This is a genomic window from Thermococcus celer Vu 13 = JCM 8558 (genome assembly GCF_002214365.1).
Taxonomy (GTDB): domain Archaea; phylum Methanobacteriota_B; class Thermococci; order Thermococcales; family Thermococcaceae; genus Thermococcus; species Thermococcus celer.
The window spans coordinates 971,222-996,512 of record NZ_CP014854.1; the positions used below are offsets into that span (position 1 = coordinate 971,222).

At 55.8% G+C, this 25,291-nt stretch carries 31 protein-coding genes and 2 pseudogenes; 9 read left to right on the forward strand and 24 right to left on the reverse strand.

The window, feature by feature from the left end; genetic code table 11:
* Window positions 1–118: 118 nt before the first annotated feature.
* Window positions 119–1,036 (reverse strand): cation diffusion facilitator family transporter, encoded by a 918-nt coding sequence (locus A3L02_RS05435; RefSeq protein WP_088862984.1) that lies wholly within the window; start codon window positions 1,034–1,036, stop codon window positions 119–121.
* 175 nt (window positions 1,037–1,211) lie between these two features.
* On the reverse strand, window positions 1,212–1,781 hold the full coding sequence (locus A3L02_RS05440; protein WP_088862985.1) for a peroxiredoxin: 570 nt from the start codon (window positions 1,779–1,781) through the stop codon (window positions 1,212–1,214).
* Window positions 1,782–1,920: 139 nt separating this feature from the next.
* On the opposite strand from A3L02_RS05440, the gene A3L02_RS05445 reads away from it, so the two are divergent.
* Window positions 1,921–2,487, forward strand: a complete 567-nt coding sequence (locus tag A3L02_RS05445) for an NADPH-dependent FMN reductase (protein WP_088862986.1) — start codon at window positions 1,921–1,923, stop codon at window positions 2,485–2,487.
* Here A3L02_RS05445 and A3L02_RS05450 read toward each other — a convergent pair.
* The gene (locus A3L02_RS05450) at window positions 2,484–3,050 is read right to left on the reverse strand and encodes an Lrp/AsnC family transcriptional regulator (protein ID WP_088862987.1); all 567 of its coding nucleotides are present in this window, start codon (window positions 3,048–3,050) and stop codon (window positions 2,484–2,486) included. The two genes, A3L02_RS05445 and A3L02_RS05450, sit on opposite strands and share 4 nt — an antisense overlap.
* 92 nt (window positions 3,051–3,142) lie before the next feature.
* Between A3L02_RS05450 and A3L02_RS05455 the strand changes: the two genes are divergently transcribed.
* Window positions 3,143–3,340, forward strand: coding sequence for a YgaP family membrane protein (locus A3L02_RS05455; protein ID WP_054834169.1), 198 nt, complete (start codon window positions 3,143–3,145; stop codon window positions 3,338–3,340).
* A gap of 9 nt (window positions 3,341–3,349) precedes the next feature.
* Window positions 3,350–3,958, forward strand: coding sequence for a cytochrome b5 domain-containing protein (locus tag A3L02_RS05460; RefSeq protein WP_157895736.1), 609 nt, complete (start codon window positions 3,350–3,352; stop codon window positions 3,956–3,958).
* A 45-nt stretch (window positions 3,959–4,003) separates the two neighbouring features.
* Here the strand turns inward: A3L02_RS05460 and A3L02_RS05465 are convergent, their stop codons facing one another.
* The 5 genes and pseudogenes from A3L02_RS05465 to A3L02_RS10520 all read right to left on the reverse strand — a co-directional run.
* Window positions 4,004–4,318 carry a DUF835 domain-containing protein gene (locus A3L02_RS05465; RefSeq protein WP_157895737.1) on the reverse strand — a complete coding sequence of 105 codons (315 nt, stop codon included), beginning with the start codon at window positions 4,316–4,318 and terminating at the stop codon, window positions 4,004–4,006.
* Entirely contained in the window at window positions 4,315–4,629 is a 315-nt protein-coding gene (locus A3L02_RS05470; protein WP_088862990.1) for a ferritin family protein, read from the reverse strand. The genes A3L02_RS05465 and A3L02_RS05470 overlap by 4 nt, the downstream gene beginning before the upstream one ends.
* A pseudogene (locus A3L02_RS05475) lies at window positions 4,614–5,118 on the reverse strand (radical SAM protein); the annotation flags it as partial. The gene A3L02_RS05470 and the pseudogene A3L02_RS05475, both read right to left, overlap by 16 nt.
* A gap of 323 nt (window positions 5,119–5,441) precedes the next feature.
* Window positions 5,442–5,909: a TspO/MBR family protein gene (locus A3L02_RS05480; RefSeq protein ID WP_054834174.1), complete on the reverse strand. Its 468-nt coding sequence runs from the start codon at window positions 5,907–5,909 to the stop codon at window positions 5,442–5,444.
* A gap of 183 nt (window positions 5,910–6,092) precedes the next feature.
* Window positions 6,093–6,221, reverse strand: a pseudogene (locus A3L02_RS10520) (helix-turn-helix transcriptional regulator); the annotation flags it as partial.
* Window positions 6,222–6,395: 174 nt separating this feature from the next.
* Between A3L02_RS10520 and A3L02_RS05490 the strand changes: the two are divergent.
* Window positions 6,396–6,863 (forward strand): CGP-CTERM sorting domain-containing protein, encoded by a 468-nt coding sequence (locus A3L02_RS05490; protein ID WP_088862991.1) that lies wholly within the window; start codon window positions 6,396–6,398, stop codon window positions 6,861–6,863.
* Between the two features lie 12 nt (window positions 6,864–6,875).
* Here the strand turns inward: A3L02_RS05490 and A3L02_RS05495 are convergent, their stop codons facing one another.
* Together A3L02_RS05495 and A3L02_RS05500 are read right to left on the reverse strand one after the other, a co-directional pair.
* Complete coding sequence (locus tag A3L02_RS05495; protein ID WP_157895738.1) at window positions 6,876–8,567, reverse strand: hypothetical protein; 1,692 nt, start codon at window positions 8,565–8,567, stop codon at window positions 6,876–6,878.
* Window positions 8,568–8,690: 123 nt separating this feature from the next.
* Window positions 8,691–9,224 carry a DUF998 domain-containing protein gene (locus A3L02_RS05500; RefSeq protein WP_237268575.1) on the reverse strand — a complete coding sequence of 178 codons (534 nt, stop codon included), beginning with the start codon at window positions 9,222–9,224 and terminating at the stop codon, window positions 8,691–8,693.
* Window positions 9,225–9,465: 241 nt separating this feature from the next.
* On the opposite strand from A3L02_RS05500, the gene gapN reads away from it, so the two are divergent.
* Window positions 9,466–10,986, forward strand: a complete 1,521-nt coding sequence (gene gapN, locus A3L02_RS05505) for an NADP-dependent glyceraldehyde-3-phosphate dehydrogenase (RefSeq protein WP_088862993.1) — start codon at window positions 9,466–9,468, stop codon at window positions 10,984–10,986.
* Between the two features lie 87 nt (window positions 10,987–11,073).
* Here the strand turns inward: gapN and iorB are convergent, their stop codons facing one another.
* The 5 genes from iorB to A3L02_RS05530 all read right to left on the reverse strand — a co-directional run bounded on the left by iorB (window position 11,074) and on the right by A3L02_RS05530 (window position 15,106).
* A complete protein-coding gene (gene iorB / locus A3L02_RS05510) occupies window positions 11,074–11,676 on the reverse strand; it encodes an indolepyruvate ferredoxin oxidoreductase subunit beta (protein ID WP_088862994.1) in 603 nt (200 codons plus the stop codon).
* Window positions 11,673–13,676 (reverse strand): thiamine pyrophosphate-dependent enzyme, encoded by a 2,004-nt coding sequence (locus A3L02_RS05515; RefSeq protein WP_162287194.1) that lies wholly within the window; start codon window positions 13,674–13,676, stop codon window positions 11,673–11,675. The genes iorB and A3L02_RS05515 overlap by 4 nt, the downstream gene beginning before the upstream one ends.
* Window positions 13,677–13,814: 138 nt before the next feature.
* Entirely contained in the window at window positions 13,815–14,210 is a 396-nt protein-coding gene (locus A3L02_RS05520; RefSeq protein WP_088862996.1) for a hypothetical protein, read from the reverse strand.
* A gap of 21 nt (window positions 14,211–14,231) precedes the next feature.
* On the reverse strand, window positions 14,232–14,789 hold the full coding sequence (locus tag A3L02_RS05525) for an HD domain-containing protein (protein WP_088862997.1): 558 nt from the start codon (window positions 14,787–14,789) through the stop codon (window positions 14,232–14,234).
* A gap of 2 nt (window positions 14,790–14,791) precedes the next feature.
* A complete protein-coding gene (locus tag A3L02_RS05530) occupies window positions 14,792–15,106 on the reverse strand; it encodes a GTP-binding protein (RefSeq protein WP_088862998.1) in 315 nt (104 codons plus the stop codon).
* 50 nt (window positions 15,107–15,156) lie between these two features.
* On the opposite strand from A3L02_RS05530, the gene A3L02_RS05535 reads away from it, so the two are divergent.
* Window positions 15,157–15,714 carry an Era-like GTP-binding protein gene (locus A3L02_RS05535; protein WP_088862999.1) on the forward strand — a complete coding sequence of 186 codons (558 nt, stop codon included), beginning with the start codon at window positions 15,157–15,159 and terminating at the stop codon, window positions 15,712–15,714.
* On the opposite strand, the gene A3L02_RS05540 is transcribed toward A3L02_RS05535, so the two are convergent.
* The 3 genes from A3L02_RS05540 to A3L02_RS05550 are packed head-to-tail and all read right to left on the reverse strand — an operon-like array spanning window position 15,711 to window position 17,670.
* Complete coding sequence (locus A3L02_RS05540; protein ID WP_088863000.1) at window positions 15,711–16,115, reverse strand: secondary thiamine-phosphate synthase enzyme YjbQ; 405 nt, start codon at window positions 16,113–16,115, stop codon at window positions 15,711–15,713. The two genes, A3L02_RS05535 and A3L02_RS05540, sit on opposite strands and share 4 nt — an antisense overlap.
* 5 nt (window positions 16,116–16,120) lie before the next feature.
* Window positions 16,121–16,408, reverse strand: a complete 288-nt coding sequence (locus A3L02_RS05545; protein WP_054834185.1) for a hypothetical protein — start codon at window positions 16,406–16,408, stop codon at window positions 16,121–16,123.
* On the reverse strand, window positions 16,387–17,670 hold the full coding sequence (locus A3L02_RS05550; protein WP_088863001.1) for a prenyltransferase: 1,284 nt from the start codon (window positions 17,668–17,670) through the stop codon (window positions 16,387–16,389). Before A3L02_RS05550 ends, A3L02_RS05545 begins: the two co-directional genes overlap by 22 nt.
* Before the next feature lie 118 nt (window positions 17,671–17,788).
* On the opposite strand from A3L02_RS05550, the gene A3L02_RS05555 reads away from it, so the two are divergent.
* Entirely contained in the window at window positions 17,789–18,889 is a 1,101-nt protein-coding gene (locus tag A3L02_RS05555) for a TRM11 family SAM-dependent methyltransferase (RefSeq protein WP_088863002.1), read from the forward strand.
* A gap of 51 nt (window positions 18,890–18,940) precedes the next feature.
* On the opposite strand, the gene A3L02_RS05560 is transcribed toward A3L02_RS05555, so the two are convergent.
* Window positions 18,941–19,369: a CoA-binding protein gene (locus A3L02_RS05560; RefSeq protein WP_088863003.1), complete on the reverse strand. Its 429-nt coding sequence runs from the start codon at window positions 19,367–19,369 to the stop codon at window positions 18,941–18,943.
* Window positions 19,370–19,435: 66 nt separating this feature from the next.
* Here A3L02_RS05560 and A3L02_RS05565 point away from each other — a divergent pair, with 66 nt between their 5' ends.
* Complete coding sequence (locus tag A3L02_RS05565) at window positions 19,436–19,870, forward strand: hypothetical protein (protein WP_237268576.1); 435 nt, start codon at window positions 19,436–19,438, stop codon at window positions 19,868–19,870.
* Here A3L02_RS05565 and A3L02_RS05570 read toward each other — a convergent pair.
* Both A3L02_RS05570 and A3L02_RS05575 read right to left on the reverse strand, forming a co-directional pair.
* Window positions 19,842–20,228, reverse strand: a complete 387-nt coding sequence (locus tag A3L02_RS05570) for an NfeD family protein (protein WP_088863004.1) — start codon at window positions 20,226–20,228, stop codon at window positions 19,842–19,844. The genes A3L02_RS05565 and A3L02_RS05570 overlap by 29 nt on opposite strands.
* Complete coding sequence (locus A3L02_RS05575) at window positions 20,225–20,875, reverse strand: M48 family metallopeptidase (RefSeq protein WP_088863005.1); 651 nt, start codon at window positions 20,873–20,875, stop codon at window positions 20,225–20,227. The genes A3L02_RS05570 and A3L02_RS05575 overlap by 4 nt, the downstream gene beginning before the upstream one ends.
* Before the next feature lie 39 nt (window positions 20,876–20,914).
* On the opposite strand from A3L02_RS05575, the gene A3L02_RS05580 reads away from it, so the two are divergent.
* The gene (locus tag A3L02_RS05580; RefSeq protein WP_088863006.1) at window positions 20,915–21,715 is read left to right on the forward strand and encodes an SPL family radical SAM protein; all 801 of its coding nucleotides are present in this window, start codon (window positions 20,915–20,917) and stop codon (window positions 21,713–21,715) included.
* A 109-nt stretch (window positions 21,716–21,824) separates the two neighbouring features.
* Here the strand turns inward: A3L02_RS05580 and A3L02_RS05585 are convergent, their stop codons facing one another.
* From A3L02_RS05585 to A3L02_RS05595, 3 genes are read right to left on the reverse strand one after another with little or no spacing between them, the layout of a single operon-like run.
* Window positions 21,825–23,144, reverse strand: coding sequence for a glycerate kinase type-2 family protein (locus A3L02_RS05585; protein ID WP_088863007.1), 1,320 nt, complete (start codon window positions 23,142–23,144; stop codon window positions 21,825–21,827).
* 19 nt (window positions 23,145–23,163) lie between these two features.
* Window positions 23,164–24,177, reverse strand: coding sequence for a TrmB family transcriptional regulator (locus A3L02_RS05590; protein WP_088863008.1), 1,014 nt, complete (start codon window positions 24,175–24,177; stop codon window positions 23,164–23,166).
* A gap of 9 nt (window positions 24,178–24,186) precedes the next feature.
* Window positions 24,187–25,290 carry an ABC transporter ATP-binding protein gene (locus A3L02_RS05595; protein ID WP_088863009.1) on the reverse strand — a complete coding sequence of 368 codons (1,104 nt, stop codon included), beginning with the start codon at window positions 25,288–25,290 and terminating at the stop codon, window positions 24,187–24,189.
* Window position 25,291: the final 1 nt, after the last annotated feature.

Here is a 25,291-nt window from a genome sequence, read left to right on the forward strand (position 1 = left end):
GTACACCACGGACAGGAGCCACAGAGTTGGCAAAGTGTTATACGGGTCAGGAACCGCCCTGCCACGTTACCCTGACAACGGACATCAAAGAACGAATCATGTAGATTAAGGGAACTTCTTACACCCGGCTATGTTCCGTTCGCCTTTCGGAGCCGCATATTATACCCTTCTCCTGGCACCTGTCCACTTCCAGCTGAACCGTCACGTGCGTTACCCCGTAATTCTTCAGGAGTTCCTCGATCTCGTCTATGATCCCCTGAGCCTCGCTTATGAGCATGTCCCGGACCTCGACGTGGCACTCGAAGTGAACCTCGTGCTCGCCGATGCGCCAGGCGTGAAAGTGGTGGGCGTTCCTGACCCCTGGGATGGACTCTATCTCGCGCTTTATCTCCGCGAGGTCGAGCCTGGGGGCGGCTTCCATTAGAATCTCAACGGTCTCCTTGAGGATGTCGTAGCCTTCCTTCAGGATGTAGATGGAGATAGCAACCGTTATAACGGGGTCGAGCCAGAGGGTGTCCCAGAGGATTATGGCGAGTCCACCGAGCACGACCGCGACCGACGAGAGGGTGTCGCTGAGGAGGTGGAGGTAAGCGGAGCGGACGTTTATGTTCTCGTGGGCGTGCCCGTGGAGGAGGAAGACCGAGATTAAGTTTGCAAAAAGCCCCACCAGGGCAACTCCGAGCATCAAAGAACCGTGAATCGGGTGTGGATTTCTAAAACGTCTGTAGGCCTCCACGAGCAGAAAAACCACAACTCCAAAGAGAACGGCGGAATTGGCGAAGGCCACCAGAATCTCGGCCCTCTTGTACCCAAAGGTGTACTTCTCGTTCCTTTCCTTTTCGCCTATTCTTATTGCAACGTAGCTCGCCAAAATGCTCATGGCGTCGCTGAAGTTGTGGAGGGAATCCCCGAGGAGGGCGAGACTCCCCGAGAGAATTCCGCCGACGACCTCCGCCACCGTTATGGTGAAATTGAGAATAACCGAGAGAAGCATCCTGCCCTTGAGCCCTTCCCCGTGGGAATGGTGGTGATGCATTTAACATCCCTGATGGACTTTTTTCACGGCTTTAAAAGAGTTTCCCGGAAATATCGGCCCGGAAGACGAGGACTACCGGCCGCATGGGAGGAACATTGAACTCCCCTCTGGCCCAAACCGGGAAAGGTCAACGATCCATGAGATTTGATTTAAAGATAAAAGAAGCCGGATGGGCTCAGAGCTTCCCAACCAGATCAAGGCTGACCTCGAGGGTCTCCTTGCCGGGCTCCCAGCTCGCCGGGCAGACCTGGCCGGGGTGTTCCCTCACGTACTTCGACGCCTGGAGCCGCCTGAGTATCTCCTTCGCGCTCCTCCCTATGCTCAGGTCGTGCATCTCCATGTGGACGACCTTCCCGTCGGGGTCGATTATGAAGGTGGCCCTCCACGAGACGCCCTCGTCCTCCTTGTAGGTGCCGAAGAGCCTGCAGAGCTTCCCGGCAGGGTCGGCGAGCATCGGGTACCTTATCTTCTTTATCCCCGGCGAAGTGTCGTGCCAGGCCTTGTGGACGTAGGCCGTATCGGTCGAGACGCTCATGATCTCGGCGCCCTCGGCCTTGAACTTCTCGTAGTAGTCCGCGAGCTCCTCAAGCTCCGTGGGGCAGACGAACGTGAAGTCGGCGGGGTAAAAGGCTAAAACGACCCACTTACCCCTGTAATCCGAGAACTTAACCTTTCCGATCTCGTCCTTCTCCGGGAAGTACGCGTCGGCCTCAAAGTCCGGTACGGTTTCTCCAACCTTCACCATTTGATTCACCTCGTCTGTTATTAGGTAATCCTAATTTAAAAAGGTTTGCCTAACAGAATGGTAAGTTCCAAAATCAAAAAAATTCTATTTTGAAGGTCAAATTTAAATATTGCCGGATCGAACCCGATACGGTGATAGTGTGAAGGTTAAGATAATTCTCGGAACGGCAAGGGAGGGAAGGAAGAGCGAGAGGGTGGCCGGGTACGTCCTTAAAAAAGCCCGGGAACTGGGCTGGGAGGCCGAGCTCATAGACGTGAGGGACTACCTACTGGGCTACACCCACCGCTGGAAGGTAACGCCGGAGATGGAGAAGTACAGGGGCAGGATCCTCGAGGCGGACGCCCTCGTCATAGTGGCCCCCGAGTACAACGGGAGCTACCCGGGAGAGCTGAAGATACTCCTCGACACGATATTCGACGAGTACGAAGGACTGCCCGTCGGCATCGTCACGGTCTCGGTCGTTACCGGGGGAACGAGGCTTTTGCAGGAGCTCAGATTGGCTTCGGTTAACTACCGCATGCTCCCCGTGGCCCAAGTGCTCTTCCACAACGTCGATGACCTCTTTGATGGCGAAGAGCTGAAGGATGAAAAATACACGGAGAGGGTCGAGCGGCTTTTCAGGACGCTTGAGAGGTACGCGAAGGCGCTGAAGCCGATAAGGGATGAAGTAAGAAGAAACCTGATAGAGAAAGCGGAGAGGCTTTAATGTTCGGCCTCTCCCTTCAGTCCCTTAAAATGAACCGTCGCGGGACAGCCCGAGCACTTTTTTCCGTAGAGATAGCAGTCGGTGCACACCTTACCGCAGGGGGCCACTTCCCTCACCGGATCAAGCTTGAAGTCCACGAACTCCGGGTAGGCGGGAGCCGAGCCGAGGGATACGTCCATCTCCCTTACGCTCTCCATCGGCCGTATGGTGTTCTCTATGGTAGCCTCGAGGGCGGAGTAGTCCTCAGCTATTAGCGCCAGGTTGAGGTTGTACTTGCCGGTCGTCGTGGCAACGAAGACCGTCCTCGGACACTTCGCAAAAACGTCCGCTAATTTTTCGGCCTCGTCCATGCTCCTCACGCGCAGATTCACGACCGCCGATACGAAGTTTCTCTTCCTGATGTTGAGAAGGGCCTGTATTTTCACATCTCCCCTCTCTTCCAGCTTTCCCAGTCTCTCCCTCGCGGAGGCGTGGCTTATGCCGAGCTCCCTCGCTATCCCGGAAACCTTCATCCTGCCGTTCTTCCTCAGCAGGCGGTATATTATCATGTCGCGCTCGTCCATAAAATCACCTTCATTTTAAAGGCTTTTATCTTCATTTTCCTGGGAAATCAATATAAACGTTTCCGAGTATCTAAAAAATCGAGGTGATTTCGATGGAGACGAACGAGGGAACCGTGGATAGGCTCCTCAGGGTGGTTATAGGCATAGTCCTTCTCGGCGTCTGGGCCGGCATGAACGTGCCCTACAGGACCGTGCTTCTGATAATTGGACTGATAGCACTGGTGACCGGGCTGACAGGGTTCTGTGCAATTTATAAACTCCTGGGCGTAAGTACCTGCAAGGGATGCTGAGGTGAAAGGGTGAAGCGCACAACCAAATTGCTGGTAATATCGGGTGAACTGCTGATAGCGGCAAGTTTAGCGCTGATGCTAAGCGGCCTCGCGATGAACTACCCGAGCTCACTCCTTGGCTCCATCATGAGCGGCGAAACCGCGAGGAAGGTTCACCTCGTCTCCGCCTACCTCTTCATCGGCCTGTTCTACGTCCATGCAACGGCTGGAATATACCTGATCCTCGAGAGATTTGAGCGCCTGAGGGAAGCGAAGACCAGAAAAGCCGTGCTATCGGCCTGGACGCTCGGGATAGCTGTGTTACTGCTCCTCTCGCTGGTTCCTCACGGAAACGGCCCGATGCCATCGAGCGTCTCCGCGGGCACGCTTTTGACCGTTCAGGAGGTCGCGAGGCACAACACGGAAAACGACTGCTGGATAATCGTCGGAAACGACGTTTACAACGTCACGTCGCTGATAGATGTTCACTCCGGCGGGAGAGAGGCTATAATAAGGTACTGCGGCACGAACGCCACGGGGGTCTTCTTCGAGAAACATGACCAGAACGACTACTACGTTCTTGGAACCTACTACATCGGCACCATCGGTGAGCCCATGATAAAGCCGAAAAAAATGTAAGAAAAGCCCGGAAATAGCCAAATTCGGCTCAAATCCCTTTTATTTTTATGGTATGTATTTAAATTCTGAAGTTAGAATATCCCATTCCCCATTTTCCAAGATATCTTTGTTCACCGATAGTACCAGATAGTGCTTTTTTTGAATTGAAAGGTCTCTTAGTTTGGTTAGCTTTAAGTAAAAGCTCTTAAAGTCTTTAGCAACCAAATACAATGCCTCAAGGTTTTCAATTAGAATGACCTCCAATTCTTCTTCTGCTAGTTCTTCCAGAGATTCCAGAAGGGTTCTTGGAGGTATGCAGTGCTTGCAAATTGTATTACTTATCCAAAAGGACTTTAAATCTTTTTTCATCCAGAGTTTCACTTCTTCGGGGGATCTCTTGAGAATACAACCCTTTTGGGATCTTCCGCCGGGAGATCCAGAAAGAAATAACGCGCTTTGGTTTTATCTTCAAAAATGTAACCTCCGGGTTTCAGGTCTTTTGCCGTTTCTACCTTGTCTTCCTTTAGCTTTAGGACAAGTTCATACGCTTTTTTAATCCTCTCATAGTGATTTTTTTCAAAGAGTGCAAGCTGAGTTGCTATCTCTCTTGATTCTTCATTTTCAGATTTTCTGGATAGTATTTCGTAGGTTCTCTCTGCAAACAGCTCACTTAGAGATGTAAGAAAACCCAAGGCCACTCCTTCGGCGGGAATGGCTTCATTTTGTTGTTCAGGTACATCTCCATTAACCTTGGTGAAGCTGTCTCAAATCCAACCTGTATCCCAATCCAATGGTTATCGCTTGCCCCCAATATGTGAGAAATCGCCTCAACCATCCTCGGATTTGCCAGTACTCCTGCCACTGATCCGTGAGTGGGATTGACATTTCTTGTGTATCCTCTTGCCATCTCAAAGAGCTCAACAACTGCCTCAGCATTTGGATAAAAGTTCCTCTTATCCTCAACTTTGTACAGAAAGATATCCTCACTGTGGAGCCATGCATGGTTTATACTCGCTTTGATGTTTAACATTATCTCCTCTTCGATTTTTTTCTAGAGGTATGTAACGAGCAACCCTTAAATTAGGATCACAGAACCTACAACCCCTTCCGCAACCCCTCATTACCTCAACGAGTCCCTTGTAAGATGGTGCAACTATGGTAGGGATCTCCTCAACCCTTGGTCCTTCATCAACGCGAGCGATGAAAACGCGGGGACGCTGATGACGGTCTATGGCTGGAAATACCGATACTGGCGACGTGTAAGGTGGTGACGCCATCTCCCACAACTTTTTTTATCAGGTGGGGCTACAAGGGCCCGGCTGTCATGCTATACCACATAATGGAGGACGAGCAACCCATCCGCATACGCGCATGCTAATCCCACCCAAGCCCTCCAGTGCTGGGTGAGAGAGTGAGAAAAGTGAGGCGATACCCGCCCCCACGTCTTATATTTGGCGCGTGGGAAACTCTTTAGGGCGCGGGCCGTTTCTAACATAAACGCATTTTATCTGTTTAAGATATAAATATTATAGTTGAGAAAGCTTGCAAAAGTAACCCACAGGAGATATGGGATTAGCAGTAAACCTGCTGTCCTTGAGATCCTATAGAAAACAATGATATTGCCTAAAATAACAAACCATAAAATTACTATTTCTATGAGTGCCAGATATGGGTTTCTCAGCCCAAAGAACAACAAAGACCACAACAGGTTGAGGGCAAGGTTTGCACCATAAATTAGCAGCACCCATGATCTAATGTCTCCAAAATCTTTATTCCACACCAAGTAAAAAGAGATTCCTATTAATATGAAAAGCAAAGTCCATACAGGTGCAAATAACCAGTTTGGTGGATTAAACGAAGGTTTGTTTATGGTGCTATACCAGCTATTAATAGAACTTGAAGTAAAAAAGGAGCCAGCAAATCCAACAATTAAAGGAATCAATATGGAAACAATAAGTTTCATGTAATCCATACTATCATCTCACCTTTATTGTGTTTTTTATAGGTCCCACCAATAATTAAAATTTAACCTTTATATATTTTACCATTCTAATGCCAGCAGTCGATAATACCATATAAAAATTTTATATTTTCATTGCTCTTAAAGGCAGATTTGGGAGGTTAAATAAGCTATCCTTATGTTTATTCATCCTCATCAATTATAAACAACTCCTCTATACTTGTGTTTAGGGGCTTTTGCTACCTTGTATGCTAACTTGAGAGAAGGGTTGTATTTTCCTTTTTCAAGAAACACTATTGTTTCCCTTCTAACTCCCACTTTTTTTGCAAGTTCTTCCTATGTCATGTCATACTTTGCAATTCTTTTATTCTTGTCTTCATCTACATCACTTAATCAAGGCTTCTTGAGAGGATCACCAAAGCCTTCAACATAAGCGTCGTTGCCTACGCCAACCAGAGCGCAGGTGAGATAGCCGGGCTCGCGGAGGGCAAGGACAAGGTGGTCCTCGTTGACGTTCCGCAGGAACTTCAGACGGAGCTCGAGGGAATGAACCTGACCGTTAAGTATGTTAAGGGGAAGCCAGAAGAGAGTGACTATGGGCTTATAGCCCAGGTTCTTGGCCTGTACGGTCCATACTCCCTCGGTGAGGCTCTAACGGTTGGAAATCCAATTCAGTATGGGGAGATATCGAGAAGATCGCCCGATAAGCTTACTGCTGAGCAGGAGGCGAGCAAGGTTTACACCGTTCTCAAGAGCGGTTCACTCCCCGTCAAGCTCACGGTCGTTAAAATAGAAACCGTGTCCACGGAGCCTGGTGAGACAGCCACAACAAACCCATCAACGAGCAATCCGAATAATATCCCCAAATCACGCACCAACTCGGGCGGTGGAATCTGCGGGCCGGGAACTATGATCGCTCTCGCCATTATGCCTCTCCTCACAGAAAGAAAAAGGAAAAACAATTGATTCTTTTCCCCTTCACTTCTCCGTGTCCGTTGACAGGGGCACGGCCGCCATAACGACCCTTCCACGCCTGAGGAGGGCGGTGGTCCTAAACCCAACCGTCCCGTCGGGGTTGAGTATCTTGAAGGCGACCACATTTATCTCCTCTCCAGCCGCGTTTCTGCCCGTGAAGACCTCGATGTAGGTCCTGTCGAGGTAGTTGCTGGCCAGTCTGTTCGTCGAGGGCTTTTTCGTTCCCTGTTTGACACCGGGGTCGCCGATGGCTATCAGCGTGTTACCGCTGGAGTCGGTGATGGCGTAGACCACAACGATGGAGCTCTGGTTCTCGAGCTTATCCCAGGCGATGGGGATGTAGGGCCCGTTTCCGAAGGTGATGTTGAGGGCCTTTGGCTCGGGAACCTCACCGAAGGGCCCGCCGAAAGCCCTGCCAAAGACGTCCTTGAGCAGGGGGCTAACCGTGCAGGAGCACGCCTCTGCCGGGGTTCCCATCTCCGCCGAATAGCCCTTGGTTTGGGCGTCCTGAAAGGCGTCGAGGGCCTTCTTGGGGGTCTCGACTCCAATTGACCCGCCGCCAACCCTCATGTTGACGTTGACGAGCTGTTCGGCGAGCTCCTTGAGGTCGGCCTTCATGACGAGGGTCGTTACCGTGTACTTGCCAGGGAGAAGGTAGAGGTCCTCAACCGGGACGGGCGTGACGCCATCGTCGGTGGGCTCAAAGATGAAGGGCGCTATCTGCGGCGAGGGGCATATCAGAGGCTCATCGGGACCCTCGGGTATGGTGTTCAGCGTGTGACTGTCGAGGGGGAGCTTCTTGTAACAGAAACCCTCATCGTCGGCCATTCCAACGAGCGTGGTGTTGAGCGGGGGAACGGAGTAAACGCCGTTTTTGTCGGGGGCGATCCTCATGACGGTTTCTCCCGTGTTGGGGTCAATTAGCAAAAGCTCGGAGCCCGTACCGTTCACCGCCTCCATCCTGAAGCCGTTCTTTGCACCCACGCGGATGGAGACCACCTGGCCGGCTCCCACGGTCCTCCCGCCCTCGCGGATGGCCCTTAGGGTGCTCCCGGTTCCGAAGTGGTATATCTCGAGGCTCTCCATTTTGTAGCCCCTAACCGTCTTCATCCTCTCCACTATTCCGGCCCTGTCCAGCTCTTCTATCCCCTTCCCCGAGACGTAGAAGAAGGTTCCCCTCATGCTGTAGAATGGCTCAATAGGCTCGCCGGTGGTGGCGTTCTCCCAGTAGGCGCGCTCGAGGGCACCGATTCCCGCAAGGGCCCTCACGTTAGTTAGCTCGTGGTACCTGAGCATGGCGAGGCCGTTGAGAATAAGGACTTTGGTCTTCGGGTCCTTCTCCTCTCTGGCCATCTTGAGGAGTTCCGTCGAGGTTCTGTCCCACTTCATGATTTCCTCGCTCTGGAGTTCAAAGCCCGTTTTGGCGAGCTTTTCTCCAGTGTCCACTATTTCTTTATCATATTCATCTACGAGCGCCGTCAGCTCCTTTTCCTTCGGCTCCCACTCGTTTCCCGGAGCGGGACTTTGGGTTTTGGTAGACGTCCCAACGGAAGTTCCCGAGGGACTTGGACTTGGCGAACTCACGGTTCTCGTAACGGTTCCCTGGCCGATACAGCCCGAAATAAAGGCCCCGACCATCACAATTCCTAAAAGCAGGGCAAAGCCCGCTATGGTTTTTCCTTTCATCTTAACCACTTTCTTGCAGTCACGAGACGGTAAAAAACGTAGAAGAACTTCAAGTGACTTATAGATGAAGTTAGTCGTCGAAGTTTATAACGGTTGTGTTTTCAAAATGAAAATAATTAAACAGAAACACTTTCAGTGCTTAACCGCAACCAGCATGGTGAAGATCGCTATCAACGCTATTTCGTAGGTCTCTATCAGCGCCGCCGAGGGCCAGCTTACGGGCGTCCCCAGCACCGCGAGCGCGAAGAGGGCAACGGAACCGTAGCGAATGGCCCTATCCCTCGAAGCCACCCCGTAGAGCAACATCCCCAGGAAGAACTGAACGAAGAAGTAGGTCGAGACGAAGGTGTGGGGCCTCGTGCCTGCATGAAAGACCCCGATGAGGGCCAGAAAGAGCGAGGATACGCTGACGTAGGCTCCCCCGACGGTCTGGAGCTTGTTTTCAGCGGAGAGTACCAAACAGACCGAAAAGGCCAGCACGAAGAGGGACGTAATAATGAGGCCGTAGTTGTAGATCCACGGGGCGCTGGCCTTTTCGGGCGAACCGAGGTCGCTGAGGGCGTTTTTGGTGAAGCTGAACCAGGGATTCTCCCTTATGCTCCAGGCAACGAAGAGCCAGTAAGTCAAAACACCGGTTATTCCGGAGTACCTGAGACCTCGCATCATGACAATAACTGGACTTCAGAGAAGATAAAGGTTCCGAAACCGGCCTTTGAGGATATTCAAAGAGCCATTCACACGGCCGTCATCCCGTCGCTTTGCCATATACTTGGGGGTCGTTGGTTTCCATTTTGTAAAACCTAACTCCGAAACGGAATACCCTCAACGGATGAGACCCGCGGGGGCTTCACTTTGACGGGAAAAGGTTTTTATATTTTTGAGGACTATTACTCTCTGGTGAATAAAAATGAACAGATTTGTGCTACACGAGATGTTCCGGGACATACACCGGCCGGGTGAGGATGGAATCCCGGAGTTCAAGACCTACGTGGCGGGGAAGTGGGTCTTTGGGGAGCGCCTCTCGGACGTCGTGAGCCCGATAGACGGAAGGGTGATAGCGAGGGTTTCCATCCTCGGCAAAGAGCAGGTGGAGGAGGCCATCGCGGCGGTTTACGAGAAAGGACGGGAGGAGATAAGGAACTACCCCGGCGAGAAGAGGGTGAAGAGCTTTCTGAAGGCCGCGGAACTGATGAGGGAGGCGTTCGATGACTTCGTGAACGTTCTGATACTGGACGCCGGGAAACCAAAGGGCAACGCGACGGGGGAGACGAAGGCGACGATAGAGAGACTGGAGAAGAGCACCTTCGAGTCAAGGAGACTTCTGGGCGACTACGTCCCCGGCGACTGGAGCGAGGAAACCCTCGAGAGCGAGGGCATAGTCAAGCGGGAACCCTACGGGGTCGTCCTCGCGATAAGCCCCTTCAACTACCCGCTGTTCATCTCTGCGGCAAAGGTTATTCCAGCGCTCCTCAGCGGAAACGCGGTCATCCTGAAGCCCGCATCGGCCGATCCCCTCGCGGCGGTGCTGTTCACGAGGGTCCTCGAGCTCGCGGGCTTTCCGAAGGAGAGTTTATCCCTCATGACGATACCCGGTCGCATGATGGACGGCGTGGTGAGCGATAAGCGTATACGGGCGATAACCTTCACGGGGAGCACGGAGGTCGGCGAGCACATAATAAAAACGGGCGGCATAAAGTCCTATAACCTGGAGCTGGGCGGAAAGGACCCGGCGATAGTGCTGGACGACGCGGATCCAGAGCTCGCGAGCGAGAAGATAGTCAAGGGGATGGTGAGCTACTCGGGACAGCGCTGCGACGCGATAAGGCTCGTGCTCGCCCAGGAGGGCATCTACGACGAACTCAGGGAGAGGTTGCTCAAAAAGCTCGAAGGAATAGAGCCGAGGAACCCGCTGGAGGACGAGAAAGCCATCATGGGGCCGCTCATCGACGGTAAATCCGCGGAGTACATCGAGGAAATTTACAGGGACGCAATAGCGAAGGGTGCAAAGGCCCTCACCCCATTCAGGAGGGAGGGGAACTACGTGTGGCCAATTCTCCTGGAAGTGGACAGAGAGAAGGTCGGGGAGCTGAGGGCGTTTCGGGAGGACGTCTTCGGCCCGCTGACGCTCCTGATTAAGGTCAGGGACGAGGACGAGGCCGTTAGAATCGCCAACTCATCCCGCTTCGGCCTGGACGCGGCGGTGTTCAGCGAGTGCGAGAGGAGGGCGAGGAAGGTCGCGAGGAAGCTCGAGGTCGGAAGCGTCTTCATAAACGAGTACCCGCGCCACGGGATAGGCTACTACCCCTTCGGCGGCGTGAAGGACAGCGGAGTTGGCAGGGAAGGGATAGGCTACTCGATAGAACAGCTGACCACCACGAAGACGATAGTCCACAACTTCAAGGGCTACGGCGTCTGGGAGTACCTTTAGATCCGTTACCGGCCAAAACCTGCCTTTTTGCCTTTAACTTTTTGATGGAACGGATTCGGGGAACAAGCCGGAAAAAGAAAATATGGGTCAGAGGAGTTTCTTCATTGCCTCATAGCCCAGCTCGAATGCCCTGACGTTCGCATCCACGGCCTTCTCGGGCACGCTGGCCTTGACGGCCTCGAGCATGGTATCCCTATCTATCGGAAACTCAGGAAGGGCGCTTAAGGCCCCGACGAGGACGACGTTCTGGGCCAGGGCGGTTCCCGCTTCCTCGGCGAGTTTAAGGGCGTCTATCTCGTAGAGCTCCGCGCCGGACTCCTTTATCTTGCCGATTATCTCATCGTAGGTCACGTAGCGGTCGAGCTTGCCCTTCACGAAGCTCTCCGTCTCGTAGGGGTGGTGGATGAGGCGGGTGTTCGTTATGACCTTTCCGCCGGGCCGGAGGAAGTAGATGTAGCGCAGCGCTTCCATGGGCTCGAGGGCGAGGATGACGTCCGCCTCGCCGTAGGGGATGAGGGGTGAGACGCCCTTACCTATGCGCTGGTGGACTATCACCGAGCCGCTCCTCTGGGAGAGGCCGTGGAGCTCGCCGCTGACGACGTGAATTCCCTTCCGGGCACAGGCCTCCCCGACGATGTTGGACATCAGCACTATCCCCTGACCGCCGACGCCGCAGTAAATCACGTTCATTGCCTTCCCCTCCTCAGCATTATCTCCTCGAGCTCCCGGTAATCCTCGATGGTCACGTAGGGTTTGTCCTCGCCGCCATAGAGGATGGCCGTCGAGTGTATCGCGTTGTGAGGGCAGAGCTGGGCGCAGACGCCGCAGCCGACGCAGACCTCCGGGAGTATCTTGGCCTTCTTGTCCTCCTCGTCTATGACTATCGCCGGACACCCGAAGTCGCGGATGCAGTTGTAGGCCCGCTCGCAGGCGTCCTTATCGATGAAGTAGGGGACTATCTTGCCGCCGGCGCGACGGTACTCCCGGAAGTGATAGAGGGCGCATTCGCCGCGGGATATTATCACCGAGAGGCCGTCGTGCTTCAAAGCCTCCCTGAACTTCCCGATGTTCTTCCTCGCCTGGAAGGAGTCCACCACGACTATCTTCTCGACCCCGAGGCCCCGGAGAACGGACTCTATGTCGAGCCTCTTCTCGTAGGGGTTGACCTTCTTCGGGCTGCCCGGGTGGGCCTGCTGGCCGGTCATTGCCGTCACCGCGTTGTCGAGGATAACCAGCGTCATCCGGGAGTTGTTGCGTATGGCGTTGACTATCCCCGGCAGGGCGGCGTGGAAGAACGTCGAGTCGCCGACCACCGCCACCACCCGCTCCTTGGCCGAGTGCTGGACCCCGTGGGCTATGCCGAGCGAGGCCCCCATGGCGAGCAGGGAGTCGGTCCAGCCGATGTGTTCGAGGGCGAGCATGGAGTAGCAACCGATGTCGTTGGCGAGGTAGTAGTTCTCAATTCTTCCCATGGCCCTCCTGAGGGCCCAGAAGGTGGCCCTGTGGGGACAGCCCGCGCAGAAGGTTGGCATCCTCGGCGGGGCGAACCTGGCGAGCTCCCACATTTTCTTGAAGTGGCCCTCGTAATCGAATGGCATCTCCTTCCCGAGGGCCTCCGCGAGAACCTTTATAACTACCGGCACGTTGTACTCCAGCATCTCGAGGAAGTGGCCGCTCCTCTTACCGATTACCTCAAGCTCCGGGTTCCTCTCCTTGGCAACCTCCCTCACGAAGCCCTCGATGTAGGGCGAGAGTTCCTCGACGACGACCACCTTCTCGAGCCCCTCTATGAAGTCTCCGAGGAGCTTCTCGGAGATGGGGTTCAGGACACCGAGCTTTAGGATGTAGGCTTTCCCGCCGAGCTTCTCAAGGCTCTCGAGGACGTAGGAGTACGGGACACCCGAGGTTACGATACCGACGCCCTTAGCATCTTCCGGCTTCGCCTCCCTGAGCTCCCTCCCATCGAAGAACTCAACGCGGTTTAAGGCCAGGAGCTCCGGGTCCTCCCTCATCCGCGCGATCTTCTCAAGGAGCTCCGCCTTGAACTTCCTCGCGAGGGAGCCGACCGTGGCGTAGCTCCTCCTGTTCTCCTTCCACGAAAGTCTCTCGAAGGGCGTCCTCTCGAGTTTTCCAACGGTTACGAGGCCGCTCTGGTGGTTAACCCTCGTCGTCGTCCTGACGAGAACGACGCTTCCGTACCTCTCGCTTATCTCGAAGGCCTTCTTCACCATCTCGTAGGCTTCCTGGGGGTTGGATGGCTCGAGCATCGGCAGGTAGGCGGTGTAGCCGAACCACCGGCCGTCCTGCTCCGACTGGGAGGAGTGGGCGTAGGGGTCGTCCGCTATTACCACGACGAGACCGCCCCTAACGCCGGTGTAGGCGAGGGAGTAGAGGGTGTCCGAGGCCACGTTTCCTCCAACGCTCTTCATTGAGGTAAATCCCCTGAGGCCGACGAAGGCCGCTCCCGCAACCGTCTCGAGGGCCACCTTCTCGTTTGCGGCTATCTCGACCGCGATATCGTCGCGGTGGTGGGAGACCCTGTCGAAGGTGTCCAGAATCTCGGTCTGGGGCGAGCCGGGGTAGAAGGCCGTGACCTTGACATCGGCTTCCAGCGCGGCCCTGACGATGGCTTCGTTGGTCAGCATATACCCCGTGTGGGGTTCCTCCTTCAGAACTTCCTTCAGGGACATGACAACACCATGGAGTTTTGGAAGCGAACCTATATAGCGTTTTTCTGAACAGAAGATGGCAACGTTAAACAACTGTGGGAGAAAAGTGGGAAGTTGACGTTCCGAACAACCCATGAACAAACTTAAACCCGCGTAATGTCACCGTTTAACGCATTCCATCTCCTCCTCTTCCATCTCGATTATCCTGCGGATAATGCACTCCAGTGCCTTCAAACCCGAGAGCACCTCCCGGAGCTTTGCCCTGTGCTCCTCCGATTTCGTGTCATCCAAGATTATCCCGATGAGTTTTTCCAGCGGTTCGACGTCCTTCTCAAGTATCTCCTTCGGCTGTAGCAGGAACTTCTCGAGGAAGGCCGGAACCGGGGAGAAAAGCTTCGTCTTTCCATCCTTCCTTACGGTCACCAGATAGTCCCTTTCGAGCCTTCCGAGGGGATTCATGGTCCCGAAGATTACGTAACCACCGTCAGATGCCCGCAGAATCTCCGAGGGCGCATCATCCCCGGAACCGATCATGGCCGAGAGCGTGACCGCCACCAAAAAGCAAAATGCGGCCGGTTAGCGCCTTCCCCCGCGCAGGGCGGCGAGCTCCTCGACCAGGTCCCTAAAATACCCGTAGAACTCGCTCTCCCTCAGCTCCTCGAGCGTCCCCCAAAAATCGTCGAGGTTCCTAAAGCCCGCTTTCTCGTACTCGAGAGCCTGGACGAGCATCTCCAGTTTGTCCGCGAACCTCACGAGCTTTCCCTCCCGGCTGAGGCCATCCTCGTACTCGCGCCATAGCTGAAAGTACTCCCCGGGCTTCGAGGTCCCCGCGAAGAGCTCCATCGCGGCCTTCCTCTCGGCCTCGGCTTTGTTGAGGTAGCGCTGAGCCGTCAGCGGGACGTCGGTTATCCTCGCCTCGGCGAGGTCGTGAAGGAGGGCTATTTTGACGGCCCGCCCGACGTCCACGTCGATACCATTTTCCCCGAGCTCGTCCGCTAAAAAGAGCGTGATGAGGGCGACGCGGTAGCCGTGCTCGGCCACGCTCTCGGGGTTGGGGACCCCAGCAAGCAACCAGCCCGTCCTTGGAAGTCTCTTCAGGTTACCCGCCTCGATGAAAAGGTCTAAAAGGGACATCCTCACTCCTCCGTCGTGTAGACCGCCCGTTCGGTCTCGATGGCGCTCGCCATTATGCAGTCGCCGAGGAACCTTCCGTAGACCCTGACGCGGTCGCCCTTGCCTATGCACGGACTCCCCGAGAACTCGACCCTAAAGCCGGAGACTTGGAAGGTCGTCCTGTAACCGGGCAGTTCCATGGGGAGAAACTCCACGAGGGGTTTATCCTCCACAACACCCTCTATGACGACGTTCTTACCGCGAAAACCCCCGGAGTTCAGCTCATCGACCGTAACGATGTAGTAGTAATGATGACCGAGTTTGACCCGCCTGGTCATGCTCATCACCTTTATTAGGCCTGTCCCTGAATATCCCTGGGGGTGATGAGGTGATAAAGGTTGCGATCATCGGGGCCGAGAACGTCGGCAAGTCAACGCTCATGAACGCCCTCGTTGGCGGTAAGGTCTCAGAGGTTGAGAACCTCCCGGGGACGACGAAGGGAACCATCAGGAAACGCTTCGGAAAGCTCAGGATACCTAAGGGCATGAAGAGCCCCCTCGGAGGGGCCGACGAGTTCGTACTAATCGACACCGCCGGCCTCTTCGACCCGGAGCGGGAGCTCAGAGGAAAGGTCCTAAGCGAGGAGCGATTTAAGGAGATAATCCGTGAAATAGTCTCCTCTGACATAGTCATCCACATGGTCGACGCCACGGTCGGCCTGCACAGGGGCATGGAGAAGCTCCATCACCTCCTCAAGTTCCGCTACGAGAAGCCGATAATAGTCGTCATCAACAAGGTGGACCTCGTTTCGCCCGAGAGGGTCGAGGAGGTAAGGGAAACGATAAGGAAGAGGCTGGAGCAGGACGCGGTACCGCTCTCGCTGGTGACCTACGAGGGGTTCAACGAGCTGATAGAGAGGCTGGCCTATTACGCGCAGTACGTCTAACAGCCGCAGACCTTCACCAGAACCTTCCTGTGCCTCGGACCGTCCAGCTCGATGAAGAGGATCCTCTGCCAGGCCCCGAGGAGCAGTTCACCGTTCTCTATCGGAACGACGACCTCCGGGTTCAGAAGGAGGGTCGCCCTCAGATGGGAGTGGGCGTTGCTGTCCACCCTGTCGTGGGCGTAACCGGCTCCCTTCGGAACGAGCTCCTTCATCTTGGCCTTCATGTCCTCTATCAGGCCCGCCTCCTTCTCGTTTATGGCCAGCCCGGTCGTGGTGTGGGTCGTGAAGACGACCACGATCCCGCTGGTAACGTCGCTCTTCCAGACGAGGTGCTGAACCTCGTCGGTTACGTCCACCACCTGAAACCTCTCCTCCGTGGAGACCTCCATCTCAAAGAGCACCGTCATCACCGGGCGAGGTCTTTCTTTATCTCGGTTAAAAGCTTATCCGGAGGCTCAATGGCGCCCGAGAGACTCGCTCTAAGGAGAACGGCATCCTCGTACGCGTCCGCGAGTTCTTTCCGGCCCTTTTCCACTACCTCGGAGCGGAGGGTCCGGTATATCTCCTCAACGGCGTCCCTGAAGAGAACCTCATCGGAGTATAGTTCCTTGTTCGTCAGGAGGACTGTTATGAGGTAACTAACGAAATCGATCTTATCCTCTTTTTTTCCTATCAGCGCTTTGAGCCGTTCCATGACTTAACCCTCCCGCGAAGTCCCTCCCCCAGGGCCTTAATGAGGATCTCCGAGACGAGGATGGAGGAGAACCTCGGATCCCTGACCTCCAGCGCGGCATCGATTGCCTTCTCGACCTCCCCCTCCTTGAGGAGGTGGTGGGCCACGTCAGTCATTATGATCGAGCGTAGCCTACCGTCCCTGATAAGGTTCGCTATCCTCACGGCGCCCTCGAGCTCACCCCGGATAACGTAGTAGCGGGCTATCTTGGTCCAGACCTCCTCACTGGTCGTGCCGTTCCCGATCGCCTTTATAATCGCCGGATCCCCCTTCTCGGGCCGTTCAAGGATCCTGTTCATCACGGCCTTTCCTACAACGGTCGCCTCCTCCTCGTTCATGGCCGAGATAAAGTTCGGAAGAACGTCGTGGTCCCGCTCAAGGAGCTCCAGGGCCATATCGACCAGTACCTTCTCCCCATCCTTAAGGCTCCTGATCAGTTCAATTGCGGGAACCCCTTCACCGCTGAGGGCGAAGACGAAGGCAAGCTCCACCCTGAAGTCGTTTCCGAACTTCTCTATAAGGGCGTTGGCCGCCGCCTCCAGCGTGTCTACGTAGTGGCCGAGTGTTCCCTTATCCTTCAGGTAGAAGGCGACCTCCTTGAAGGCCTGCCTCGCCCAGTCCTTGGTGTTTATCTCCTTGAGGAGTGAGATGGCATTCTCGTAGCTCTCCATGAGGAGATAGGCCTTTATGAGCTCCAGCATCGCCTTGGAACGCTGGGGTTCAGAATCTATGGAATCCACGATGAGCTTGCTCTTCCTGAGCCGGTAGGCCACCTTCAGGCGTTCCTTCTCGATCATGCGGGTGTTGACGCGGAGGGCTTCGAGGAGCGTCTCGTTTCTGACTTCGGGATTCGCTATCTCGAGGGCGTAGGTCACCGCCTCGTTCACATCCCCCAGCGCAAGCAGGTAAGTCGCGGCGCTCTGCATAAGCAGGTCCCTCTGGGGGGCCGGCAGCATTCGGGAGTCTTCCAGCACACTACGGTATATCCTCTTGCCCGACTTGAGCCCCGCTTTCTCCATGGAGTAACCCACGGAGAGAAGGGCACGGAACATCGTTACGGGGTCCTCTATCTCATTCGCCGTCTCGACGGCACGGAGAAAGGCGGTTTTGTAAAGGTTGTTCTTTGCCCTGGCCAGTCTCTCGCCGATTTTAGCGTAGGTTGCGGATTTTATGTAGGGATCGGGAATCACATCAACGGACGCGAGCACCTCTTTGACGAGCATAAACGGATCCCCCATAGTTTATGGATTTTACCTAACGCTTCGTGTATTGTATTACGCCCACCATCTTATTAACCTAACCCTCGGAACTTTTTTAAGGGCCGTACCGGAGTGGACGACCATGTACGCCGTGATATTCGGGAAAAATCCCCGGCTGAGCGAGGCGGAGTTTAACGCGTTCTCGAGAAGGTTCGACCTGAAGGTAAGGGTCATCGAGAAAAATCGTAACTGGCTGTTATTTGACTCGAGCCCCGAGGTGGAGAGGTACTTCCACTGGCTCGGCGGTTCCCTCAAGCTGGTGAGGGTAATGGGAGAGGGCGAGAACGCCATCCGCGACCTCGAGTACGCGAGGCTCTTCACCGTCAGCCTCTACGGCGGGGACGACTGGAGGCTCTGGCGGAAGCTGGGGAGCGCGATAAAGCGGGAGTTCAAGGCCGAGGGGCCGGCGAAGTTCTTCAAGCCCGCCAAAACTTATTCCATGCCGGCGGAGCTCATCCTGAAGGGCTTTCCGGAGATTAAGGACTTCGTCTTCCTCTTCCGGGAGGACGGGAGCTTTTCCGTTGGGGAGACGGTTAAGGTTACCGACCCCTTCGAGCTGAAGAAGCTGGACGTTGGGAGACCCGTTCAGAGGCCCGTACTCTCGATCCCCCCAAGGCTCGCGAGGATAATGGTGAACCTGACCGAGGTGCGGAAGGGAAGCTTTTTGGATCCGTTCTGTGGGATAGGGACGATAACTCAGGAGTTCGTCCTCCAGGGACTGGACGCCCACGGGAGCGACCGCGACCCCGCGCGGATAAAGGAAGCGAAAAGGAATCTCGCGTGGCTCAGGAGGGAGTTCCGCCTGAAGAACTCGGCCCACCTCGAGGTCTGCGACGCGAGGAAACTGGGAAGATGCTTCCGCCGGCGCTTCGACGCGGTGGTTACCGAGCCATACCTCGGAAAGCCCCTAAAACGAAACCCGAGCAAGGGCGAGGCGATAAGGCTGAGCAACGAACTGGACCGATTCTACTACTCCGTCTTCGAGAGCTTCGCCGATGTCCTCAGGAGGAACGGGAGGGCCGTCTTCGTCTTCCCGGCGTATAAACTAAGCGGTGGCGGGCTTTACAGAAAGGAACGGAAGTGGCTAAGAAAACTCGGCTTCGAAGTCCTCGGAAGGTACACCGACTACGAGGAGCGCCACAGACTCGTCAGGGACATCCACGTGCTGAGGTACAGGGGTTAAAAAAGAAACCACAACGGAGAAGGGATACTGAGAAAAAGGGTGGTTCAATCCCTAACCCATCAGCCTCTCATGCTCCTGCTTCATGCACCTGTGGGCAACCGCGGTTAGGCCGGCCTCCTTCGCCTTCCTGAAGGCCTCCCGGTTGTACGTGTTGAACTGGAACCAGACGACCTTCGCACCCTTCTCTATTGCCTGCTCGACGTAGTCCATCGTGAACTCCGGCCTGACGAAGAGGTCAACGATCTCCACCTCGTCGGGGATGTCGAGGACGCTCGGGTAGCACTTCCTCCCGAGGACCTCATCGTAGCGGGGGTTGACGGGGTAGACCTCGTAGCCCTTCTCGAGGAGGTAGCGCATCACGTCGTTCGAGGCCCGCTCGGGTTTCGGTGATGCCCCGACGAGGGCTATCTTCCTGTACCTCGTGAGGATCTCCTTAACATCGTCGTCGCTCAGCCTGTCAACGGGCATTATCCTGACCATCGTACCACCGGGGGGTTTTGGACCCAGACTTTAAAAACTCTGCCGCGAAGTTCCTCCGGTGGTACCTTGCTCTACGAGGAGAGGGTTGAGAGCAGGCCGTTCCAGGCGATTATGTTGTTCTCGATCCTCGCGATGCTGACGAGTCTCTACGCGACGTATCGGGCAGGCGAAGGTTTTGGGATAGCGCTCGCGATAACCGCTGGGGTTTCCCTCCTGCTTCTGGACGTCATGGCCATCAGGATCGAGATAGACGAGCGCGAGCTGAGGATACGGGGCGTTCTCGGGCTCGTGGTCAGAAAGACGGTTCCCATCGAGAACATCGAGGGCTTCCGGGTTGGCGAGGGATGGACGTCCTGCTACGGGACGATTCACTTCAACCTGCCGGCAAGGAGTTGCGTCACGATACATCAGAAGAAGGGCTGGACGGTCTCTTTCACGACCAACAATCCGGAGGAAGTTGCGAGGGCTTTGACTACCCTCGGCGTTCCACGAGAACCTTAGCGCCCCGAACGGAGATAACCCGGACTAACTCCCCCCTCTTCGCTTTCCCGTTCAAGCACTCGGCCCTCCAGAGCTCCCCACCGACCTTAACGACGCCCTCCGGTGAGAGGTCCTCCACAACGACGGCGGTTCTCCCCACCAATCCCTCGGAACCCACCGCCGGCCTTTTATCCACACCCCCGCCGAGGACGAAGGGGGCTATGAGAAAGTCCTTGGCCACGAGAACCGCTATCACGAGCAATCCGGCCCAGAGGGGGATTCTGAACCCCCATCCCGGGAGTATCAGAAAAAGGAAGAGGCCAACGATTACCTCGTAGGCCATCAGCGCGAGGAATTTAAGGAGATTCCTAAGCTTCATACCGCTCCCCCGGCGAGCCACTTCCAGTACGGATTGAGCTCGATCATCGTCCACCACTTCCCGAGCTCCTTTCTGGCAGTTTTGTAGCTGGGGTAAAACCTCCCGACGAACTCCCAGAAGGCCTTCGAGTGGTTGAGATGCCTTAAGTGAGCGAGCTCGTGAACCACGACGTACTCCCTCAGCTCCCGCGGAATCGCCATCAGCCTGACGTTGAAGCTCAGGTTCCCCCTTGGAGAACAGCTCCCCCAGCGGCTCCGCTGGTGCCGGATGTAGACCTTCCCTGGCTCCACCCCCATCCGCCGGGCGTATGAATCCACGAGGGGGAGGAGATCATTCCGAAGGGTCTTCTTCAGGAGGGCAATCACCTCATCGGGGTCGGGGGAGAGGGTTATGGTCTTGAACCGCTCGTGGAGCCTTGGTTTCCTCCCGTGAAGCACCCGGTAGAACTCACCGTTGATTGGAAAGCCGGAGCCGGCTATCTCCCTGAGACCGTCTATCTCGGTTAGCTTTCCCTCCAGCCAGCCGCGGTGCCTCTCTATGAGGCCATCGACGTCGAAGCCCTCCGGGGCGGTAATCAGGACCGTCCCGTCCGGCCTCACCTCGAGCCTCGCGTACTTAACGGGCCGGCGGCGAACCTCAACCCGCATACCCGCTCACCTTTTAAGGGGAATGGATAAAAAGTCCTTATGAAGGTTCGGGTTATAGAGAGACGGGCCAGGGGCATCTACACAAAATCGAGGATACCCGGCGTGGACTGGACCGTCAACCAGTACGTCGGCTGTGCCTTCGCATGCGAATACTGCTACGCCAAGTTTCTGACGAGGTGGAAGGGCTACGGGAGATGGGGGAGCTGGGTCGAGGTAAAGACGAACGCGCCCGACCTGGCGAGGAGGCACGTTTCGGGGAGCGTCGTCATGTCGACGGTGAGCGACGCGTACCAGCCCTTAGAGGCAGAGCTAAAGCTCACGAGGAGAGTCCTCAGGTACATGGACAAGAGAAATCAACTCTCCATTCTGACGAAATCGCCACTGGTAACCCGGGATATAGGCCTTTTCATGGAGTTCGGGAACTTGGAGGTCGGTTTGACGATAAACGGCTTCACAGGGAGGGAGAAGAGGCTCTTTGAACCGCTGACGCCGATTCAGAAGGCGAGGGTTAACGCCCTGAAGGAGCTCCACGAATCCGGCCTGAAAACTTACGTCTTCATCAGCCCGATAATCCCGGAGATAACCGACGTTTCCGCGATAGTCGAGGAAACGAGGGATTTCGCCGACCGTTACTTCTTTGAGGTTCTCAACCTCCGCGCCTCAGGAAGGGAATTCCGGGAACTCCTCCGCGAGGAATACCCCGAAAGCTACGAGGCTCTAACCGTGGAGAAGGCCTTTGGGGAGTTTCTGTGGAGGCTGAGGAAGGAGATAAAAGCCCTGGGAGTGAAAACGGAGGGCATAGAAACCCACAGAAGGGGGTGGGAGTTCGTTGGACTTTGACTCAGACAGGATTAGGGGCACCAGAAATCGGGGGAGGGCGTGCCAGCCCTTTTAACGGGCTCCCTCCGTGGAGAAAGGTTAATGAGTTCACCTGAAAGAAAATTAAAAATCAGAAGTTCTTCGGAACCACCCCTATGATAAGCGAGTTAACGTTCGTTCCGGTCGGGCCCGTTTTGAGGAGCGCGCCGGCCTTTTCGAGTGCGCGATAACTGTCATGGTTTCTCAGTGCCTTCTCCACGTCCACCCCCTCTTCCTTAAGCCTCTCGAGGGTTTCTCCATCAACGATTCCACCGGCGGCGTCCGTAGGACCGTCCGTTCCGTCGGTGTCAACGGCCAGAACCGCCGCGTTCAGTCCCGCTATCTTCCTCGCCACGCTGAGCGCGAACTCCTGGTTCGGCCCGCCGAGGCCCGCCTCCCCGCTTATCGTTACCGTCCACTCACCTCCCGCTATCAGGACCGCCGGTTTTTGAACGGGGCGGTCGTACCTGGCTATTTCCTGGACTATCGAGCCAAGGGCGAGGGCCACCTCCCGGGCCTCCCCCTCGAGGGTCGTGGTCAGAAGCAGGGGGTTGTAGCCGAGTTCTCTTGCCTTTTTCAGAGCCGATTCGCAGGCGAGGGTGTTGCTCCCGACTATGAAGTTGTGGACGTTCGGGAGATCCTCCTTGAGGGTTTCTTCTACTTCTCCCCTGAGTCCAAGCTCGATGTGTCTCCTAACGCTCTCCGGGAGCTGATCCCAGACGCCGTAGAGGTTCAGGATCCTGAAGGCGTCCTCAAATGTGGTGGGGTCCTTAACCGTCGGACCCGACGCTATTGCCTCGAGGGGGTCGCCGACCACATCGGAGAGGATGAGGCTTATGATCCTCCCCTTCACGCGCTTAGCCAGTTTGCCCCCTTTGACGGCTGAAATGTGCTTCCTCACGGTGTTTATCTCGTATATCCTCGCCCCGCTCCTGAGGAGGAGCTCGTTCGTCCGAATCTTATCATCCAAACTGATGCCCTCCTCCGGAAGGAGGAAGAGAGCGCTACCGCCGCCGGAGATGAGGACTATTAGGACGTCATCCTCCCCGACCTTTCTGGCAAGTTCGAGGCCGAGTTTTCCACCGAGCATGGAGTTCTCGTCGGGAACGGGATGCCCCGCCTCGATAACCTTCAGCTTTTCCATTTTGGGGCAGTTCCGGGCGTAGCCGTACTTGGTGACTATCACCCCTTCCGCTATCCTCGCGCCGAGGAGGTCGAAGACGGCCCTCGCCATGGGGCAGGCGGCCTTGCCGAAGGAGAGGAGGTAAACCTTCCCCTTAACCTCGAACTCCTCACCGCGGACCGTCAGGCGGTTTTCGTTTACCTTCAGGTTCCGCCTCACCGCCCGGTAGGGGTCGGCGCTTTCGATGGCGGCACGCATGATCTCTAAGGCAACCCTTCTGGCGTCCATAACCTCACCTCAACAAAGGTTACCCGAATAGAACGATGCGATCGGCCTCGATGTCCTCGAGGGAGGCGTTCCAGCCGCCCACGACGTACCTCTTGCCGTCCTCCGTCTCCACGGTGACGTTTGAGATGACCTTGCCCTCGTCCTCGTAGAAGTCCACGATTTTCCCCACGAGATGAACCGGCTTCCCCGATCTAACGAAGCGACCGAAGACCTCCACACAGGGGTTCTGGAGCTTAAACTCCCTAAGGTCGGAGACGAGCTCCCTTATGTGTATGTACTCCTTCGGGAGGCTGAGGGGTTTGTTCTCCCTGTAAACGACCCTTCCGGTGGGCCAGAGGGCGTGGTAGAAGTAGCGGTCGAGCATGAAGAGGAGGTTGTTGTCTTGGATTACCAGTCCATAGCCGTGGAGGGAGTTACCTGTTGTCAGGGCCTCGTAGGGCAGGTAAACCCCCATCTCCCTGTCCTGGATCACGATTATGGGGTCGGGAACCTCGCGCACACGGATCTCCGTCGCAAGGGGCGGTACATCCTCCCCGCCGTAGACGAAGAGGTTTACCCTGATGGAATCCTTCCTCTTCATGAGGTCGTTCTCGAGCCCCCCGAGAAGTTCATGGGGAACCGCAATGCTGAGATGGAATCTGCTCCTCTTTATGGCCTGCCGGATGTAATCCTCGAGGGTTATCCTGCTCTTAACGACCGTGACGCTCCCGATTTCTCCCTTTGGGGTGTATAGCTTTTCCAGGGCCGTTTTAAGGGCGTCTATTTTTTCGGTGTAGCGCCTCTTCATGGCGTTCATGACGTTGTTTGGATTGATTGGAACGACCTGCTTCGGCCGCCCCTCACTCGTAGTCACGAAGCCCTTCGCCATCAGCGTCCTTATCACGTCGTATATCCTGGGCTGGGGAACCTTGGAGAGCGTCGCCAGTTCTCCCGCCGTTAGGGGACCGTTTCTGATAAGGGTAAGGTATGCCCTAACCTCGTACTCGTTCAGCCCGAGTTCCTTGAGCAGGGACTTTATCTCCCTCTCGTCCATAGCCCAACCTCAGATTATCGCTTTCTCGGTGCTCCTGTCGAAGACGTGGAGGTTGTCAAGGTCAACCTCTATTTTAATCTTTTCCCCGAGGGGTATGGGTATGTGGCCGGGGAGCTTTATCTTGATGATGTTCCCTCCGACCTTAGCGTGCACTATGGTGTCCGTTCCGAGGGCCTCTATGAAGTCGACGACCCCTTCGATCTCGGCGCTCCTCGTGACGTGCTCCAGCCGGGATACGCCCTTAACCGTCATGTGCTCGGGCCTTATACCCACCAGCACTTCCTTCCCGATGTAATCGCCCAGAACCTCCCTGAGGTCCCCTGGCAGGGGAATCCTGAAACCGTCGCCCTCGAGGGCTATTCCCCCGTTCTCAACGAGGCTGGCATCGAGGATGTTCATCTCGGGGGCGCCTATGAAGGTCGCCACGAAGAGGGAGTTGGGCTTGAGGTAGACCTCCGTCGGGGGCCCCACCTGAAGTAACCTACCCTGGTTCATAACCGCTATCCTGTCGCCCATCGTCATTGCCTCGACCTGGTCGTGGGTGACGTAAATCGTCGTAACGCCCAGCTTCGTCTGGAGCTTCTTTATCTCCGCACGCATCGTAACCCTTAGCTTCGCGTCGAGGTTGCTCAGGGGCTCATCCATCAGCAGAACGTCGGGCTCTACCACTATCGCCCTCGCGACGGCGACGCGCTGCCTCTGACCTCCGCTGAGCTGGGCCGGGTAGCGATCGAGCAGGGCCTCTATCTGGAGCAGTTCCGCGGCCCACTTGACGCGCTGCCTTATCTCGTCCTCGGGGTACTTCTTCACCTTGAGGGGGAAGGCTATGTTGTCAAAGACCTTCATATGGGGCCACACGGCGTAGCTCTGGAAGACCATAGAGATGTTCCGGTCCTTGGGGGGCAGGTAGGTAACGTCCCTGTCACCGAAGTATATCCTCCCCTCCGTGGGCGTCTCAAGGCCGGATATCATCCTCAAAGTTGTCGTCTTTCCGCAACCGCTCGGCCCGAGGAGCACGAGGAACTCCCCATCCCTTATCGAGAGGGTTAACTCCTTAACCGCCTCGAAGTTACCGAACCTTTTCGTTATCCTATCGAGCTTAACCTCCACCATA